The organism is Amycolatopsis sp. NPDC006131 (assembly GCF_040614175.1).
GTDB lineage: Bacteria > Actinomycetota > Actinomycetes > Mycobacteriales > Pseudonocardiaceae > Amycolatopsis_E > Amycolatopsis_E tucumanensis.
Map to the genome: position 1 here is coordinate 19,310 of NZ_JBEXTX010000020.1, position 14,230 is coordinate 33,539.

General features: G+C 70.6%; 17 protein-coding genes. 8 read left to right on the forward strand and 9 right to left on the reverse strand.

The window, feature by feature from the left end:
• The first annotated feature begins 116 nt into the window (after positions 1 to 116).
• From ABZ215_RS13425 to ABZ215_RS13460, 8 genes are all read left to right on the forward strand, one after another.
• Positions 117 to 371 (forward strand): hypothetical protein, encoded by a 255-nt coding sequence (locus ABZ215_RS13425; RefSeq protein ID WP_354949677.1) that lies wholly within the window; start codon positions 117 to 119, stop codon positions 369 to 371.
• A complete protein-coding gene (locus ABZ215_RS13430) occupies positions 358 to 633 on the forward strand; it encodes a hypothetical protein (RefSeq protein WP_354949678.1) in 276 nt (91 codons plus the stop codon). The genes ABZ215_RS13425 and ABZ215_RS13430 overlap by 14 nt, the downstream gene beginning before the upstream one ends.
• Complete coding sequence (locus tag ABZ215_RS13435; RefSeq protein ID WP_354949679.1) at positions 630 to 1,478, forward strand: DUF2637 domain-containing protein; 849 nt, start codon at positions 630 to 632, stop codon at positions 1,476 to 1,478. The genes ABZ215_RS13430 and ABZ215_RS13435 overlap by 4 nt, the downstream gene beginning before the upstream one ends.
• A complete protein-coding gene (locus ABZ215_RS13440) occupies positions 1,475 to 3,706 on the forward strand; it encodes an ATP-binding protein (RefSeq protein WP_354949680.1) in 2,232 nt (743 codons plus the stop codon). The genes ABZ215_RS13435 and ABZ215_RS13440 overlap by 4 nt, the downstream gene beginning before the upstream one ends.
• 212 nt (positions 3,707 to 3,918) lie before the next feature.
• A complete protein-coding gene (locus ABZ215_RS13445; protein ID WP_354949681.1) occupies positions 3,919 to 4,056 on the forward strand; it encodes a hypothetical protein in 138 nt (45 codons plus the stop codon).
• A gap of 6 nt (positions 4,057 to 4,062) precedes the next feature.
• Complete coding sequence (locus ABZ215_RS13450; protein WP_354949682.1) at positions 4,063 to 4,224, forward strand: hypothetical protein; 162 nt, start codon at positions 4,063 to 4,065, stop codon at positions 4,222 to 4,224.
• 9 nt (positions 4,225 to 4,233) lie between these two features.
• Positions 4,234 to 4,410, forward strand: coding sequence for a hypothetical protein (locus ABZ215_RS13455; protein ID WP_354949683.1), 177 nt, complete (start codon positions 4,234 to 4,236; stop codon positions 4,408 to 4,410).
• 281 nt (positions 4,411 to 4,691) lie between these two features.
• The gene (locus ABZ215_RS13460) at positions 4,692 to 5,000 is read left to right on the forward strand and encodes a hypothetical protein (protein WP_354949684.1); all 309 of its coding nucleotides are present in this window, start codon (positions 4,692 to 4,694) and stop codon (positions 4,998 to 5,000) included.
• Positions 5,001 to 5,052: 52 nt separating this feature from the next.
• Here the strand turns inward: ABZ215_RS13460 and ABZ215_RS13465 are convergent, their stop codons facing one another.
• The 9 genes from ABZ215_RS13465 to ABZ215_RS13505 are packed head-to-tail and all read right to left on the reverse strand — an operon-like array spanning position 5,053 to position 14,179.
• Complete coding sequence (locus ABZ215_RS13465) at positions 5,053 to 5,403, reverse strand: hypothetical protein (RefSeq protein WP_354949685.1); 351 nt, start codon at positions 5,401 to 5,403, stop codon at positions 5,053 to 5,055.
• Positions 5,404 to 5,414: 11 nt separating this feature from the next.
• The gene (locus ABZ215_RS13470; RefSeq protein ID WP_354949686.1) at positions 5,415 to 6,116 is read right to left on the reverse strand and encodes a peptidoglycan-binding domain-containing protein; all 702 of its coding nucleotides are present in this window, start codon (positions 6,114 to 6,116) and stop codon (positions 5,415 to 5,417) included.
• The gene (locus tag ABZ215_RS13475; protein WP_354949687.1) at positions 6,116 to 6,259 is read right to left on the reverse strand and encodes a hypothetical protein; all 144 of its coding nucleotides are present in this window, start codon (positions 6,257 to 6,259) and stop codon (positions 6,116 to 6,118) included. Before ABZ215_RS13475 ends, ABZ215_RS13470 begins: the two co-directional genes overlap by 1 nt.
• A gap of 15 nt (positions 6,260 to 6,274) precedes the next feature.
• A complete protein-coding gene (locus tag ABZ215_RS13480; RefSeq protein WP_354949688.1) occupies positions 6,275 to 6,883 on the reverse strand; it encodes a hypothetical protein in 609 nt (202 codons plus the stop codon).
• A complete protein-coding gene (locus tag ABZ215_RS13485) occupies positions 6,880 to 7,113 on the reverse strand; it encodes a hypothetical protein (protein WP_157360693.1) in 234 nt (77 codons plus the stop codon). Before ABZ215_RS13485 ends, ABZ215_RS13480 begins: the two co-directional genes overlap by 4 nt.
• 45 nt (positions 7,114 to 7,158) lie before the next feature.
• Positions 7,159 to 7,455 (reverse strand): hypothetical protein, encoded by a 297-nt coding sequence (locus tag ABZ215_RS13490; protein ID WP_354949689.1) that lies wholly within the window; start codon positions 7,453 to 7,455, stop codon positions 7,159 to 7,161.
• 20 nt (positions 7,456 to 7,475) lie between these two features.
• Positions 7,476 to 7,988 carry a hypothetical protein gene (locus ABZ215_RS13495; protein WP_354949690.1) on the reverse strand — a complete coding sequence of 171 codons (513 nt, stop codon included), beginning with the start codon at positions 7,986 to 7,988 and terminating at the stop codon, positions 7,476 to 7,478.
• Positions 7,989 to 8,015: 27 nt separating this feature from the next.
• A complete protein-coding gene (locus tag ABZ215_RS13500; RefSeq protein ID WP_354949691.1) occupies positions 8,016 to 10,790 on the reverse strand; it encodes a hypothetical protein in 2,775 nt (924 codons plus the stop codon).
• Complete coding sequence (locus tag ABZ215_RS13505; protein ID WP_354949692.1) at positions 10,790 to 14,179, reverse strand: hypothetical protein; 3,390 nt, start codon at positions 14,177 to 14,179, stop codon at positions 10,790 to 10,792. The genes ABZ215_RS13500 and ABZ215_RS13505 overlap by 1 nt, the downstream gene beginning before the upstream one ends.
• Positions 14,180 to 14,230 lie beyond the last annotated feature (51 nt).

Consider the following 14,230-nt stretch of genomic DNA (forward strand, 5'->3'; position numbering starts at 1 on the left):
TGCAAGCAGCCGATCTCCGCCGGTAGCTGCCAGAACCCGTCCTGCCCCGCATCCGACAAGTACCGGCCGAAGTGATCGGCGCGAAGCGGTGGCCAGCACCTGACGAGGAGGTCGCGATGTCTCTGTTCGACGTGCTCCAGACGAAGGGCACCTGGGCGCTGATCAAGGTCGTCGCGGCGCTCAACCTGTTCCTGTTGCTGCACCTGCTGCGGCTCCCGTTCGTGGTCGTCGCGCGCGTCATCGAGTTCGCGGCGCGGCGGGTGGACCGCTCAGTCGCCCGGCTCGCCACCACCGTGCCTGTGAAGCCGGTGAACCAGTTCTTCGCCGATCCGACCGCACCCGCCAAGGAATCCTGCAATGTCTACGCCTGACCCCGTCCCGACCCCGAACTCGCCCGATGCCGTCCTGCAGCCACGCGGGCAGCTCGTCACCCGCCCCGCGGCGGCGCCCGGCCCCACCCGCACGACGAGGGCGGTGGCGTGGGTCGGCTACCACCTGCTCGAGCTGAGCGGCGTGGCCGTGCCGACGGCGCTGGCCGTGTTCGTGTCGCCGTGGTTCGCCTTGGCCGCCGCGCTCGCGGCCGTGCTGTGGGCCGTGCATGAACTGCGCCCGACCGGTGGTGATGCGCGGTGAGCGCCCCCGTGATGGAGCTGGAGGACGCCGTCCAGCTGGTCCAGGAGGAGATCCAGCAGGCCACCAAGGAGGGCAAGAAGGCGCCCGGGCGGCCGACGCTGATCGAACGGACCGGGCTGAACGAGTACTGGGTCCGGCGCGCCCTGGAGGAGCTGGCGCGGCGAGCTGGAGACGGCAGTCCGGCTGGATCCAGCGAGCCGCCAGTCACTCCGGACGAGGCGCAAGGGTGGCCGGCCGCCGACGAAGACACGGCGGATCGGCCAGCTGCCGCACCGGTCGCCGAGGCCAGCTCGGAGCGGGGAGCCGAGCTCGCTGGCGAGCTGGATCCAGCCGGAGAACCAGCGCGCCAGCCGAACTCCAGCACCCGTCCGGACTCCAGCAGCACCCGGCCGCGGGGTGGCAAGGCGGTCGCGTGGTGCGGGTTCATCGTCGGCTCGGTGGTGTCGATCGCCGCGAACGTCTTGGCGGCCCGGATCCCGCCCGAAGACGCCGGCCCGGACTGGACCCCTCGCCTGGACACCCAGCTCGGCGCCGCGGTGTGGCCGGTCCTGCTGATCATCGCGGTCGAGGTGCTGTCCCGCACCCGCTGGCCGGCGGGCCGCTCGTGGCTGGTCGCGCGATACGGCGGTGTCGGGACGGTCGCCCTCGTCGGCGCGGTCATCTCCTACGGCCACATCCACGACGTCCTGCTGTCCTGGAACTACGCCCCCCTCGGCGCGCTCGTGGGCCCGCTCGGGGTCGACGGGCTCATGGTGGTGTGCGGCTTCGCCATGCTGGCTCCAGCCGACACCAGGCGCACACCAGCAGGGTCCAGCCCTGGCTCCAGCGAGGTCGGCTCGGCATGACGCGCGACCGCGAGGAGCCCGGCGAGGCGCCGCTCGCGGAGGTCCGGCACCTGCCGCTGCGGCGCGCTGGAGACGAGCTGGAGCCAACGGACACCAGCGTGCTGGAGGGCGAACTCCTGACTGCGGAGGAGTACGCCAGGATCCAGCGCGCCAAGGCGGTCGAGCGGTTGCACGGCTACCGGCGGGACGTCGTCACCGTGGCCCGCGTCGCGCGCACGGTCGCCACCCACGAACGCACCAGAGCGGCCGGACGCGTCCTCCTCCGGCACGGCACCTTCGTCGTGGCCGGCGCCTCGGTGGTGGCGAAGCGCGCGTGGGAGGCCCGCAGCAACAGCCGCTACGAGCGGATCCTCGCCCGGCTGGAGGCGGCCGGGGACCTCGACCGGCTTGATCTGTGGGAGGCGAAGGCTGAGCAGGCGAAGCAGCGCCGCCACGACCGGCGCATGGACCTCCTCGGCGCGCCGAAGGAGCTGGCGAAGTCCGCCGCGATCGCGTTCGGCACCGTGGCGGGGCTGCTGCTTGTGCTCGGGGTCGTCCTCGCGGTGCACGCCGGCGACGCCGGGCTGATCGTCGCGCCGCTCGGGCGCGTGGTCGACGCGATCACGTGGACGTACTGGCTGGTCGTCGCCTACTTCGGACTCATCGCCGGCCTCGTCACCGCCGGTGGCCTGCTGTACCTGTGGAACCAGGGTCGGATGCACTCGACCTGGAACCTGCCGGCCTGGGCGGACCCGGCCGAGCCGCGCGGCGAGGTCGTCAACATCACCCCGACCATCGTGGCCGCCGCGCTGCGAGACCTCGGGATCACGCCCCTGCGGAAGGCGATCGAGGCCGACCCCGACCACGGGGCTCGGATGATCGGGATGATCCACCGGCGCGGGCCCGGCGCTCAGGTCGAGATCACCCTGCCGCCGCAGATGACCACCCAGAAGATCCTCGCGGTGCGCGAGACCCTGGCCGGGAACCTGGACCGCAAGGCGCACGAGGTCCACATCGAGGGCAGCCCGGACTCCGAGCGCGTGTTCACGCTGTGGGTCGCTGACAGCGGTGCCCTCGACCAGAACGTGCCACCGTCCCCGCTACTCGATCCGGACTTCGGGCCCGTCGACATCTACCGCGACCGCATGCCCTGGGGCGTCGGTCTCAAGGGCGACCCGGTCGAGCTGAACCTGCTGCAGCAGCACTTCCTGCTCGCCGGCCTGTCGAAGCAGGGCAAGACCGCCGCGGCCCGCGCGCTGGTGCTGTGGCTCGGCCTGGACCCGAGCACCAGGATCCGGATCGCCGACCTCAAGGGCTTCGGCGACTGGTCGATGTTCGAGGGGCTCGCCGAGGAGCTGATCGAGGGCGCGGGCGACGAGAACTTCATCGCGACCTGCGACATGCTCGAATGGGCGGTCGCGGAGATGCAGCGCCGCTACGACCGGTGGCGCGCGATGGGCCGCAAGGGCGACATCGACCGCGCCTCGTCACTGCCCGGCTCCGGGTTCGAGCCGCTGTTCATCATCGTCGACGAGATCCAGAAGCTGTTCACCTGCGCCACCGTCCACCCCGACGGCGGGGAGATCGGCGGCGACGGGAAGAAGTCTCGCGCCGCGCGCGCCGCGCAGGCCCTGCACGACCAGGCCCGCGCGGTCAACATCCACTTCCTCGAGTTCGCGCAGAACCCGACGAACCGCAACCTGCCCGTCCTCGTGCGCGAGGGCGCGATGATCCGCGCCAGCCTGTACGTCGGCACCGAGTCCATCGCCAAGATGGCCCTCGGCGAAGCCGCCGTCGACACCGGCGCCGCGCCGCACGCCCTGCGCGCCGGGCTCGACCGCGGCACCGTCGTCCTCGCGCCCGGCGAGTCGATGGACCTGCCGAACGGCGCGACACACACCACGGTCCGGACCCACTACATCTCGACCGAGCAGGCCTACGACATCGCCGACCGCGCGAAGGCCTTCCGCGCGGCAGCGGCGGCTCGGCCGGCCGCGCGGGACCTGCTCGACGACGTGCTCGCCGTGCTCGGCACCGAGTCCGCGGTGCGGGCGGCGGACGTGCCGCGTCGGCTGCGCGAGCTGGCGCCCGGCTACCCGGCGTACGAGGAGCTGACCGGGGAGGCGCTCGTCGAGCAGCTCGAGCAGCTCGGCGTGAAGCGCGGCAGCCAGGGCGGCTACCCGATGGTGCGCACGGAGCGTGTCCGCCAGGCGATCGCCGGGCGCGGCCAGGAAGACGACCTGCAATGACGGAAACGGGCGGCGTGATCAGGTACCCGACGGGGGCTTTCACCCGGCTCACCTCGATCACCATTCTCGCGTTTCCGCTGTTCATGTTGGGTGGCCAGTCCAGGTGATCGGGCTGGTGAGGATCCACCTCACCTCACCGTGATCACCCTGGCGGTCACCCGGTGATCCACCCACAACGCAAATACAGAACGTAGCGAAAGGAGCGAAGAGGCATGGCGCGGTACGAGATCGTCGGCGGGGATTGCGTGGTGGTCGCGGAGACCGATGCGGAGGCGGCCGAGATGGAGGCTGCGGGCTGGGAGGAGCGCTCCGAGGAGTGGCTCGAGCAGAACCGCGGGCAGCGGGGCTGAGGGCCGATGCCAGCGCATGTGATCGATCAGTACCGGAAGGACGGCGGTGTCGTCGCGCTGTGCGGCGCGCGGGGGCGTCCCGGGCAGTGGCGGCGGCCCCCGCTGTTCTTCTGGGGCTACTGCACGAAGTGCGCGCGAGTCGCGCGACGGCGCGGGATCAAGCTGTAGGGGCGCCCGGTGAAATGTCGGCACGGGTACCAGCCCGGCCCCTCGAAGGGCTGGACGATCCGCGGCTCCGTCGAGCGGCTCGTTGCGAAGCACGAGCGCAGCTGCAAGAAGGCCCAGCCGTTCTGGCACGAGGGCTTCATCTTCCGCGTGATCTGCTGCGGTGGCTGCGGCCAGAAGATCTACTAGGAGTTCCGATTGAACGAGCCCGAGGAGCCGCCGCTGAAGGTGCCGTGCGAGCACCCTGTCGAGGCTCTGCACGTCACCTTCGTCGGCCGGTGCCGCTACGACTGGCGGGCGAGGTGCCGGAACTGCGACTTCCGGTGGCGACCGGAGGTGCCGAACATCCCGGCCCACGTCGTGAACCGCGTCGCCGGCGTGGCCGCACACATGACGTGGCACGGATACGTGCTGGACTATCGCCCGCTTGGGTCTGGTCGGGACGCAGGTCCCGAACGAGAATCGAACACATGAGCGAGTTCGTGTCCTCGCCGGTCATCGGCGTCGAGCGGTGGGAGCCGGGCGAGAAGCGGCCGTCGGTCGGCCGGGTGCCGCCCGAGCGTTGCCCGTTCGCCGACCACGACCTCAGCGCGCCGGGCTCGTTCCGTGAGGGATGGAGCCCGGACGACGGCGGCATGGTGGAGTACACGTGCTGGGCGTGCTACCGCGCTCGCGCGCCCCAGTCCTCATGGCGTGTGGCCCGCGACGAGGACGCGATGTGGCAGGCGGCCGGTCTTCCCCGGCCCGTCCGGAAGCGCCCGAAGTACCAAGGCACGTAGAAGGCCCCGCGCCGTACAGATGCGGCGCGGGGCCTCACGTGCACTCGACCCGTCAGGTGCCGCGGCGGAGGAGCGCAGCTTGCTGCTCGGCGCTCTTGCCGTACGCCGCGAGGGTGTCCAGCACCGACGCCACGTCGGCCGCGCTCACGGTCAGCTGGTTGTACGTCGGCGCCTTCGATGAGCCGAGCAGCAACGCGGCCAGCCAGCTCGGTACCCGCGGTTCGACCCAGCGGACGAACACGTACACGACCACCAGGGCGACCAGCTCGGTCACCCGCCCGCCGAGCCCGGACAGCCAGCCCGTCACGACGTCCGGCAGCCCGAGCCCGACCAGCCACGCCACCAGCGTGGCCCAGGCGCCCGGCACGATGGTCCGGACGATGGAAGTGAGCTTGTCGCTCATGAGAAGTCCTCTCAGTATCCGAGCCGGGCCCAGGTCCTGGGCCCGACGATCCCGTCGACGATCAGGCCGGATCGCCGCTGGAACTCCTTGACGACCGCCTCGGTCTTGGCGCCGAACACCCCGTCGACGGTCAGCTTCGAGTAGGCCGGGTAGCCGCGGTTGAGCGTCTGCTGCAGCTGGGTCACCGCGGCACCGGTCGAGCCGCGCCGGATCGTCGGCTTGCTCGAGCTCCCGCCCATCGACGGCGGCGGCGCCGGAGCGGCCGGGCCGCCGCCCGCGATGCCCCAGGGGGCGCGGTCGTCGTAGGCGCCGGTGCGGGTGAAGCTGACGTGGATGTGCGAGGTGTGTGGGTTCGACCCGGTGTAGACGCTCCATCCGGAGAAGTCGGGCTTCGTGATGCGGCGGTTGTAGATGATGTAGCCGCCGCCGATCAGCCGGTGGTCGCCGGTGCGGCCGTCGTGGCCGGTGAGGCCGCGCTGCCGCAGATACTCGGCCAGCCACCCGGCGTCGATGCCGTCGACGTCGATGTCGATCGCCCGCACGACGCCGATCTTGTCCTCGGGGTCGATGACCCACGGGTTGTGGTCGGACGATCGGCTGGCGTGGGCGGCGTCGCCGATCGTGCCGTCGCTGGTGCGGTCCCGGTTCGGCCACTTGATGTTGACCTCGTCGCGGAGGTCGACCAGGGCGTAGGCGTTGCGCCAGGCCACCATCAGGCGTCACTCCCCTCGGGCTCGTCGGCCGGGCGGCCGGTGTCGGCGGGCGCGTCGGCGTCGGCGCCGGCCAGGGCCCAGGGGTCCTCGTGGTTCTCCTCGCCCGCGGTCACGGCCGTGGGCTCCTCCTGCTGCTCGGGCATCGCCCGCTCCTTTCCCTACGGTTCTTCCGTTGGCGGCTCGGCGTCGTCAGCGACGCACACCCACCAGGTCTCGTCGCCCTGCTCGCGCGACTGGGCGGTGTAGCCCTCCGGGCAGGTCGGACCGGGCGGCCCCTGTGCGCCTGGCGGGCCAGCGGGTCCCTGCGGCCCGGCGGGCCCAGCAGGCCCCTCGACGCCGTCCTCGCCGTCAGCCCCGTCCTTGCCGTCCGTTCCGTCGGCCCCGTCCTTGCCGTCCGCGCCAGCGGCCCCTTGCGCCCCTGCGGATCCCGCGTCGCCCTTATCGCCCTTCTGCCCGGGGGGTCCTGCAGGCCCGGCCGGACCGCGAGCGCCGGTTGCCCCTGCTGGGCCGCTGGCGGGCTGGGCCACTGGCACGGCGCCGAGCGCACGGACTTGGTCGGCGAGCTGCTGCGCGACAGCCGAGTTCTGGTCCGACCGCGCCGCCAGGTCGTCGACCTCGCTGCGGAGGAACTCGCTACGCACGAACATCCCGATCGCGGCCGCGGCGAGCAACGCGAACGCGAGCCAGAGCGACCGGTGCATCCGGCTGTCCCGTGCCCGAGATGCAGCCGGGACGACGATCGTGTCCTTTACGCGGTCAGGTGTCACGACTCGTCACCCCGCTTCCGCAGCTCCTCGAGGAGCTGGTCGATCGCCTCGCGGCGCTCGTCGTCTTCGTCCTCGTCGTCGTTCCCGAGGACCCTGTCGATGGCGTACTGCGCTGCTTGCTCGCGCTCCTTGGCCGACCCCCGCGTGAGGGCGAGGACTCCGATGACGAGACCGCTGACCGCGGAGATGACCGCCGCGATGCTGGTGAGCAACGACGCGAAGTCACTCAAGGCCACCTCCATCCATTCCGGACATGACGTGCGAATTTCCCTGGCTCAGCTCGGTGTTGGCGTCGTGCTGCTGATGGCGTAGGTGTACGGCCCGTCGCCCTCGACGATCTGGTAGCGGCCGGCGGTGATGCGGGTGTCGGAGAACACCGAGTAGCCGTCGCGGCTGATCCAGTCGCCTGCGGCGACGGTCATGTACCCGGTCTGCTCGGGCCGGACGGTGATGCTGCCGTCGTCGTTGAGCCGGACCGGGGCGCCGACGAACTCCTCGATCTCGGCGACGTCGCCTGCCCACTGCCGGACTTCGGTGACGGGCGGCGCGTCGGTGATTTTGATGGTTGGCACGGTCTGTCCCTTTCGGTGTGTCAGGAGATGAGGGGGCGGTCCCAGACGGCGTACATGAAGCTCATGCCCTCGATGGTGTTGCCGATGACGTTCTGGGTGGACCCGGAGTTCTGCCAGGTCGAGAGCCGCAGGATGTCCCCGACGTTCAGGGGTGTTTCGCGGTGGCTGCCCAGCGGCGAGGGGTCGTTCAGCGTGTTGAAGCGCGAACTGTCGAACGCCTTGGTCGCGGTGTTGGTCGGCACGCCGGTGTTGTTCCGGGTGAGCGAGGCGACTCGCTTCCCGTCGACGTCGGTCACGGCGTAGTGCAGCTCGAACCCGATCCGGTAGATCCCGTCCTTGCGGATGGTGATGCGGGTCGGGTTGACCGCGGACCACATCGGGTTGCCGTTGGCGTCTGTCCAGTTGATCCCGTCCACGCCCGACCAGGAGACGTCCGTGTCGATACTCGTCGTGATCGCCTGCGTGCCGGTCATGACCACGGTGCAGGCCGGGATATCCAGGGCCTCGTTGAGCCGCTGCGCGGTCGTCTTCATGCCCGCGAGAATCACGATGTCCCCCTCCTATGCTTGGGTTCCGGCGGCCGCGTAGACCGGGTTGGCGAGCGTGACGGGCGTGAGTGCGGTGTGTGCCTTGACGACACCGTTGATCGAGCGCTGGACGGTGAAGGTCTGGGGCGAGCTGGTGCCGGTGATGGCGGTGACGCGCATGACCTCGCCGCCGACTCGGATGTCGAACGGGAATTCGGAGCCGTAGGCCGCGGAGTCGATCCACCGCGGGCTGCCGGGTGCGGTCGAGACGAAGAACGCGGTCGCGGTCGCGGTGAGGTCGGACACCAGCTCGGACGCGTCGGAGTCGGCGCGGCTGTCCGCGTCGTCCGCGATGCCGACGTTCCAGGGCTCGCCGGGTTGGCAGGTGAAGAGCAGGTCGTGGGTCATGTTCCCGATCAGCTCCGTGGAGCCGAGCGTCATGAGCAGCACGCGATCGGGGTCCAGGTGGTCGATGGCGATGAGGTCGCCGATCTGCAGATCGAGCGCCTGGCGGCGCAAGTCCGGTTTGCTGCCGTTGACGCGCTCGTTGTGCAGGGCGATTGGGATCCGCGGGTATCGTGCGGCGTCGACCGTGCCCAGGTGCAGCGCCCACCCTGCCAGGTCGGGGAGGTAGCTGTCGTAGCGGACGTTGTAGCTGCTCGACGAGGAGTAGATCCCGACGCCGCCGTCCTCGGGCGGGGTGTTGCCGAGACGCCCTTCGGTCTCCGTGGCGCGGTAGAAGCCGCCGTTGTTCCGCTGTGCGGTGACGTCGTTGGTGAGGTTCTGGTCGTCGTCGACGGGCTGCGGTGGTTGCGCCAGCTCGCCGTTGCTGGCGTCGAGCACGAGCACCGGGTCTTGCGACAGGAGCGACGGGTAGGTGCGGTATGTGAGGTCGGTGGTGGCGCGGTTGTCGAAGAGGAGCCCGAGGTCCGCCCGAGCGGACTCGTCGAGGACGTCGGTGAGGCTCGCGATGGGCTGTGGGCCGAGCCGGGTCCACGGTTCGGTGGCTTCGGTGCCGCGCTGGACGGCGACGTTGAACCCGTTCTCAGTGCCGAGGCGGCTGATCCGGTCGGGCGCGTACTCGCCGCGCATGCCGTCGATCATCGGGCCGAAGGTGAAGACGCTGTCTTCGACAGGCTGGACGGCGACGTGGCCGACGGCCATGCCGCTGACGTCCTTGTCGGGGCCGATGAACACGTCGGAGACGTGGCCGAGGGTTTGGCCGCTGACGGTGCCCGTCACCCCGGTCCCGGACTCTGCGCCAGCCTCGACCCCCCAGACGCCGTAGTCGATGTTCGGGCCGTTCTGCCGCAGCTCGATCGAGAGCAAGCTGTTCTTGCCGTTGAGGAACAGGTCCGTGGCCACTCCGGTGTGGACGAGGGTCACGGTGCGGTCGAACGCGGTCATCTGCAGACCGCCGCTGCCGCCTGTGCGGTAGACGATGCGCCACCGGTAGATGCTGCCGGTGGTGTGCACAGTGGCGATCGCTTCGAGGTCGGTGAGCCCGTTGTCCGGGAGGTGGATCAGCATCCGGACCTGGCCGTAGCCGTCCGCGTGGTTGGGCACCTGGCCCCACAGCGTGCCGTCGGCGAGTTGCGCGATCGCGGCCGAGCCGGCGAACCCAGAGTAGGAGGCCGCGTTCACCGTGCCCTGGGTGATGGTCATCGGCGCGACGCCCCGCAGGGGCGAGGCGAACTGGTCGGTGTTGCGCCCGTCCTCCAGGGGCCAGTAGGCAACCGGCGGGTTGGTGGTGGTGGTCATGTACGCGCGGCGGAGCGGGGACTGCAGCGGCGTGTCGCCCGCCTGGAGGCGGCGGAGGATGCCCGCGGCCTCGACGTCCACCCAGCGGGCTTTCCCGGTGGTGTCGCGGTTCGGGACGATGTCGGCGATCTCGCCGGCGAACCGCGGGTGCATGACCTCGAAGTTGTCGTAGCTGAACACCAGCGGCGTGTTGGTGTTGCCAGCCGCGATACCGGACCGGACGCCGACGCTTCCCGCCGCCGGGAACGTGGTGTCGTGGACCTGGACGCCCCAGCCGTGCGGCTCGGGCTGGCCGACCCGCCAGATCTTGGCCCGGATCTCCTGGCCCTCGGCGATCGCCCGGACGGTGAAGGTGGTGCCGGCGGTGTCGTAGAACAGGCCTGTCGGAGTGGCGCCGACGAGGCTGGTGTAGGTGTTCGCGACGACCTTGAAGATGTCGAGGGTGATGGCGCCGGTGGTGGGCGCGACCGACACGCGGACGGTGTAGTAGTTCGAGATGTCCACGAGCCGGAGGACCAGGTTCGCGGGCTCGACCGCGCCGCCAGTGGGCGCGCCGATGGGCATCGTGAAGCTGACCTTCACGTCCGCATCGCGCTGCTTGAACGTGGTCAGGTAGGTGACGCGGTAGCCCGTCGCGGCGGACACGGAGTGCCGGCCGACTCCGGACGCGACGCTGAAGTCGGAGGCGACCCAGCCGATCCCGCCGAACGTCCAGCCGCCGCCGCGGTCCGCGGTGCCCCATCCGCCGGAGACAGCGCGGGTGAAGGTGTCGTAGGCGGTGCGGACCCCGACCCGGACCGGGGTGGCGCGGCCGAGCTTGCCGAAGTATGGGCTGGCCGCGTAGCGCGGCTCGTAGCCGCGCGGGCCGATCGAACATTCCTCACCGTTCTTGAGCCGGAACCGGCACTGCGACGCGGTGGTCTGCTTGGTCGTCTCGTTCTGCCGGCCGCGCACGATCTCGATCCCGGCGTCCCCGCGGACGTCTCTGGTGACGTCGATCCAGTCGCCGAGGTACAGCTCGACGCGCTTGTCGATGAGCCCGGCCATCAGCGGGCCCCCATGATCGCGGTCTGCAGGTCGCCGCCGTTGACCCGGACGTACTTCTGCAGCTCCGCGATGAGCGCCTGGATGAGCGGGGGTGCGCCGCTGGTGTCGAAGGTGACGATCGTGGGGCCGGTCGAGCTGGTGCGCGCGGGCCGGTTCCCCGGAGACGCCCGCCGGACCGGGGTCACCCCGCCGCCCGTGCGGGCACCGGCGCCGATCACGCCGGCGAAGAACTTGTCGAGGTCGCCGCCGTGGTACATCGCGGCCAGCTCGTCGTTGTAGGCGCGGACGTTCGCGCTGTTGCCGTAGAAGCTGAAGTCCTCGAAGACCTGGCCGCCGTTGCGCCAGTGGTTGTAGACCTCCTGCGCGGCGGCGATCAGGCCGCCGTCGGCCATGCCGCGGGCATCCCCGGTCGGGTTGCCCATGGCCTGGTTCGCGTACGCGAGGATCGACTGGGAGCGCTGCGAGCTGGGGTCGAGCGGGATGAACGCCTCTGGGACGCGCATGTTGTCGCCGATCAGGCGCGGGGTGTCTGGGGGCACCACGGTCGCGAGGTGCGGGATGTCCTTGACCACGCCGCCCTCGGCCATCCCGACTGGGCCGGGCACGTCGATCCCGCCCGCCGCCCGCGGTCCGTACTTCATGCCGGTCGAGGTGCCGGCGTACCCGGTGACGTAGTTGACCTCGATGTTCATGCTGCGGGTCTTGACGAGCTGCCCGATCTTGGCCTCCGCCGAGGCGGTGAGCGCGATGACCTCGACGTCGCCGTTGGGCAGGTTCCGGACCTGGAAGCCGAGCGCCTCCAGCTTGGCGACGGCGTCCGCGGTGAGCGCCGTGGTGATGGTGGTCCACTGGTTCGGGACGGCGAGCACCTTGCCGCGCAGGAGGTCGGCGGCCTGCTGGGCGCCGGGCATGCCGGGCTGGGTGAACATCGTGGCGACGTTCGTGGGGAACAGGCCGTACTGGTTCGCGAGCGCCTCGGCCTGCTGCCGGGTGAGGCCCATGACGGCGTGCTGGTCGATGAACCGCTGCCGCTGGACGGCGAGCGTGTCGTTCACCTGTTTCGCCGCGGCGTCGTAGCTCATGCCGCCCTTGACGAGGTCATCAATGGCGACGCTGGCGTTGGCGAACCCGGTCTGCAGGCTCTCCAGGGTGTCCTGGAGCGCGGAGCCGTTGCGGGTGGTGGTGTTGACCGTGCCGTCGGCGTTGAGCAGAGCCGAGCCGAACCCGTTCGCCCGGTCCTCGGTGGTCTTGAAGTTGTCCCCGAGGCTGCGCAGCGAGTCGTTGATGGACTGCGTGGCCTCCTCGAAGGAGGGCGTCCGGCCGGTGAGCGTGTCGAGCACCTGCTGCAGCAGCTTGCCCTTCGTGGTGACGTCCGCGGTCGCGTCACCGAGCCCCTGGAACGCCGTGGACAGGTCCGCAGTGGCCTGCCGGGCGAGCTTCTGCGAGTAGGACAGCTGGCCCGCCGCGGTGCCGGCGTTGGTCGCGGCGGCGGCACCCGCATCGAGGGCGGCCTTGTACTGGGGCAGGAACCCGGTCAGCTCCTCGATCGAGCGGCCGGTCTGCTCGCTCGCGGCCTGCAGCGCGGCCCCTGCCTGCTCGGCCTGCCCGTTCTGCACCATGCTCGCCAGCGCGGCGTCGAGCTGCTGGACGCGGTTCTTCGCGTCGTCGAGGCGGGAGTCGACGCCGATCAGATTGCCGGTGAAGTCGGTGAAGCCCTCGACCCATCCGTCCTGGTCGTTCTTCAGGATGGTGAAGGCGTCGGAGAGGTCTCTGAGGTTCGAGCCGAACAGCTTCGCGAGGTCGCCGGACGCCTTGCCCTTGGCGATCCAGTCGTCGAGGGAGTCGGACAGCCCCTCCACGGTGGTCTGGCCGCGCTCCACATTGGACGCCATCACCTGGGCGGCAGCGCCGATCAGCCCGAGCACCAGCACGGTCCGGCCCGCGATGGTCTGGAACCGGCCCGCACCGCCCTCGGCGCCCTTCCAGGCGTCCTTGATGTTGATGCCGAACAGGTTCGCCATCTTCGAGGCGGCGAGCAGCTGTCCGGCCGCCTCGCCGACCGGCGCGGGCAGCATGCCCAACAGGCTGACGAAGCCCTGGAGAATTCCCAGGCCGCCGTTGACCGCGCTGATGAACCCGCTGGTCACGCTGTACAGCGGCGACCCGGCCGCGGTCGCGGTGACCATCATCTCCTCAGCCAGCCGGAGAGCGTCGCTGAACTGGTACAGGGCGGGGGTGCCGTTGTCGGCGAGGTTCGCAGCCACCGTGCCCAGGAACCCGAGGGCGTCGCGGCCGATGTCGCCGAGCACACGGAGGTCCGCGGCGGCCCCGTCGGCGCCCTCGGAGGCGTTGACGAAGAAGTCGGTGAGCCCCGAACCGGACTGCTCCGCGAGGTAGCCGAGCGCCGCCATCGGCTCACCGGCGCGCTGGCTCGCAACCACGAACCCAGGGATGGCGTTCTGGGTGGCGTTCAGCAGGGAATTGGTGAAAGGCAGGAGGTAGTCGTCGGAGTTCGCGAAGATCTGCCCGATCTGCGGGGACAGCTGCGCGGCACGGCCTCGCACCATCTCCGCGGACTTGACGAAGTCGTCGGCGAACGGCTCGGACCAGCCCCTCAGCTGCTCCTCCAGCTGGTCCCCGGTCTTACTCCAGGCCTGCGTCACCTCACGGTTGGACTGCTGGCCGGCGATGGCAATCTGCGTGAAGGCCAGCGGGACGGCGGCCAGCGCGCCGACCGCGAGCCCTGCCGCGCCCGCTGCGGCGACAGGCAGGCCGGCGAACATCAGCCCGAACTGCAGCGCCTTGAACTGCGCGTTTGCACGTTTGGCGACCTGCTCCGTGGCCTTCTCGACGTCCGCTGCGGCCTTCGTCAGCGTCTGCTTGTCGACCTCGACCGGCACCCGGACCGTGACCTCGTCCGAGAGGATCGCGGCGAGGGCCTCGACCTGCCGCTTGAACTCGGCAGCCTCCGCCACATCGACGGGGATCTCGGCCCTCGCCGACCGCGTCGCCTGCTCCATCAGCCGGCCCAGCTCGCGCCGGAAGGTCTCGTTCTCGGGAGACACCGGGATTTCCAGCGCCTGCTTCGCCGTGGCCTTGAGCGACGCCTCGACCTTCGCCCGCCACGCCGCGTCGATCGGGTTGTCCGCGGTGGCCGGCAGCTCGATCGGCTTCTGCGAGCGGGCGGCCTTCGCGGTGTCGTCGGCGATCTTCTTGCCGAGCCGCTGCCCGACCTTCGCGGTGCCCTGGTCGAGGGTGCCTGAGAACGAGCCCGCGAACTCGTCGCCCGCGCGGGTGCCCGCCGTGCGTGCGTCACGCCGGACCTTCTCGAAGGTCTTGGCCGCGCCGACGTCCTTCGCGGTAACGCGGATCTCGACCTCGTTGGCCACCTCAGGCCACCTCCTCCCTCATTCCCAGGCGCTCGACGGCGAGCAGGTGCC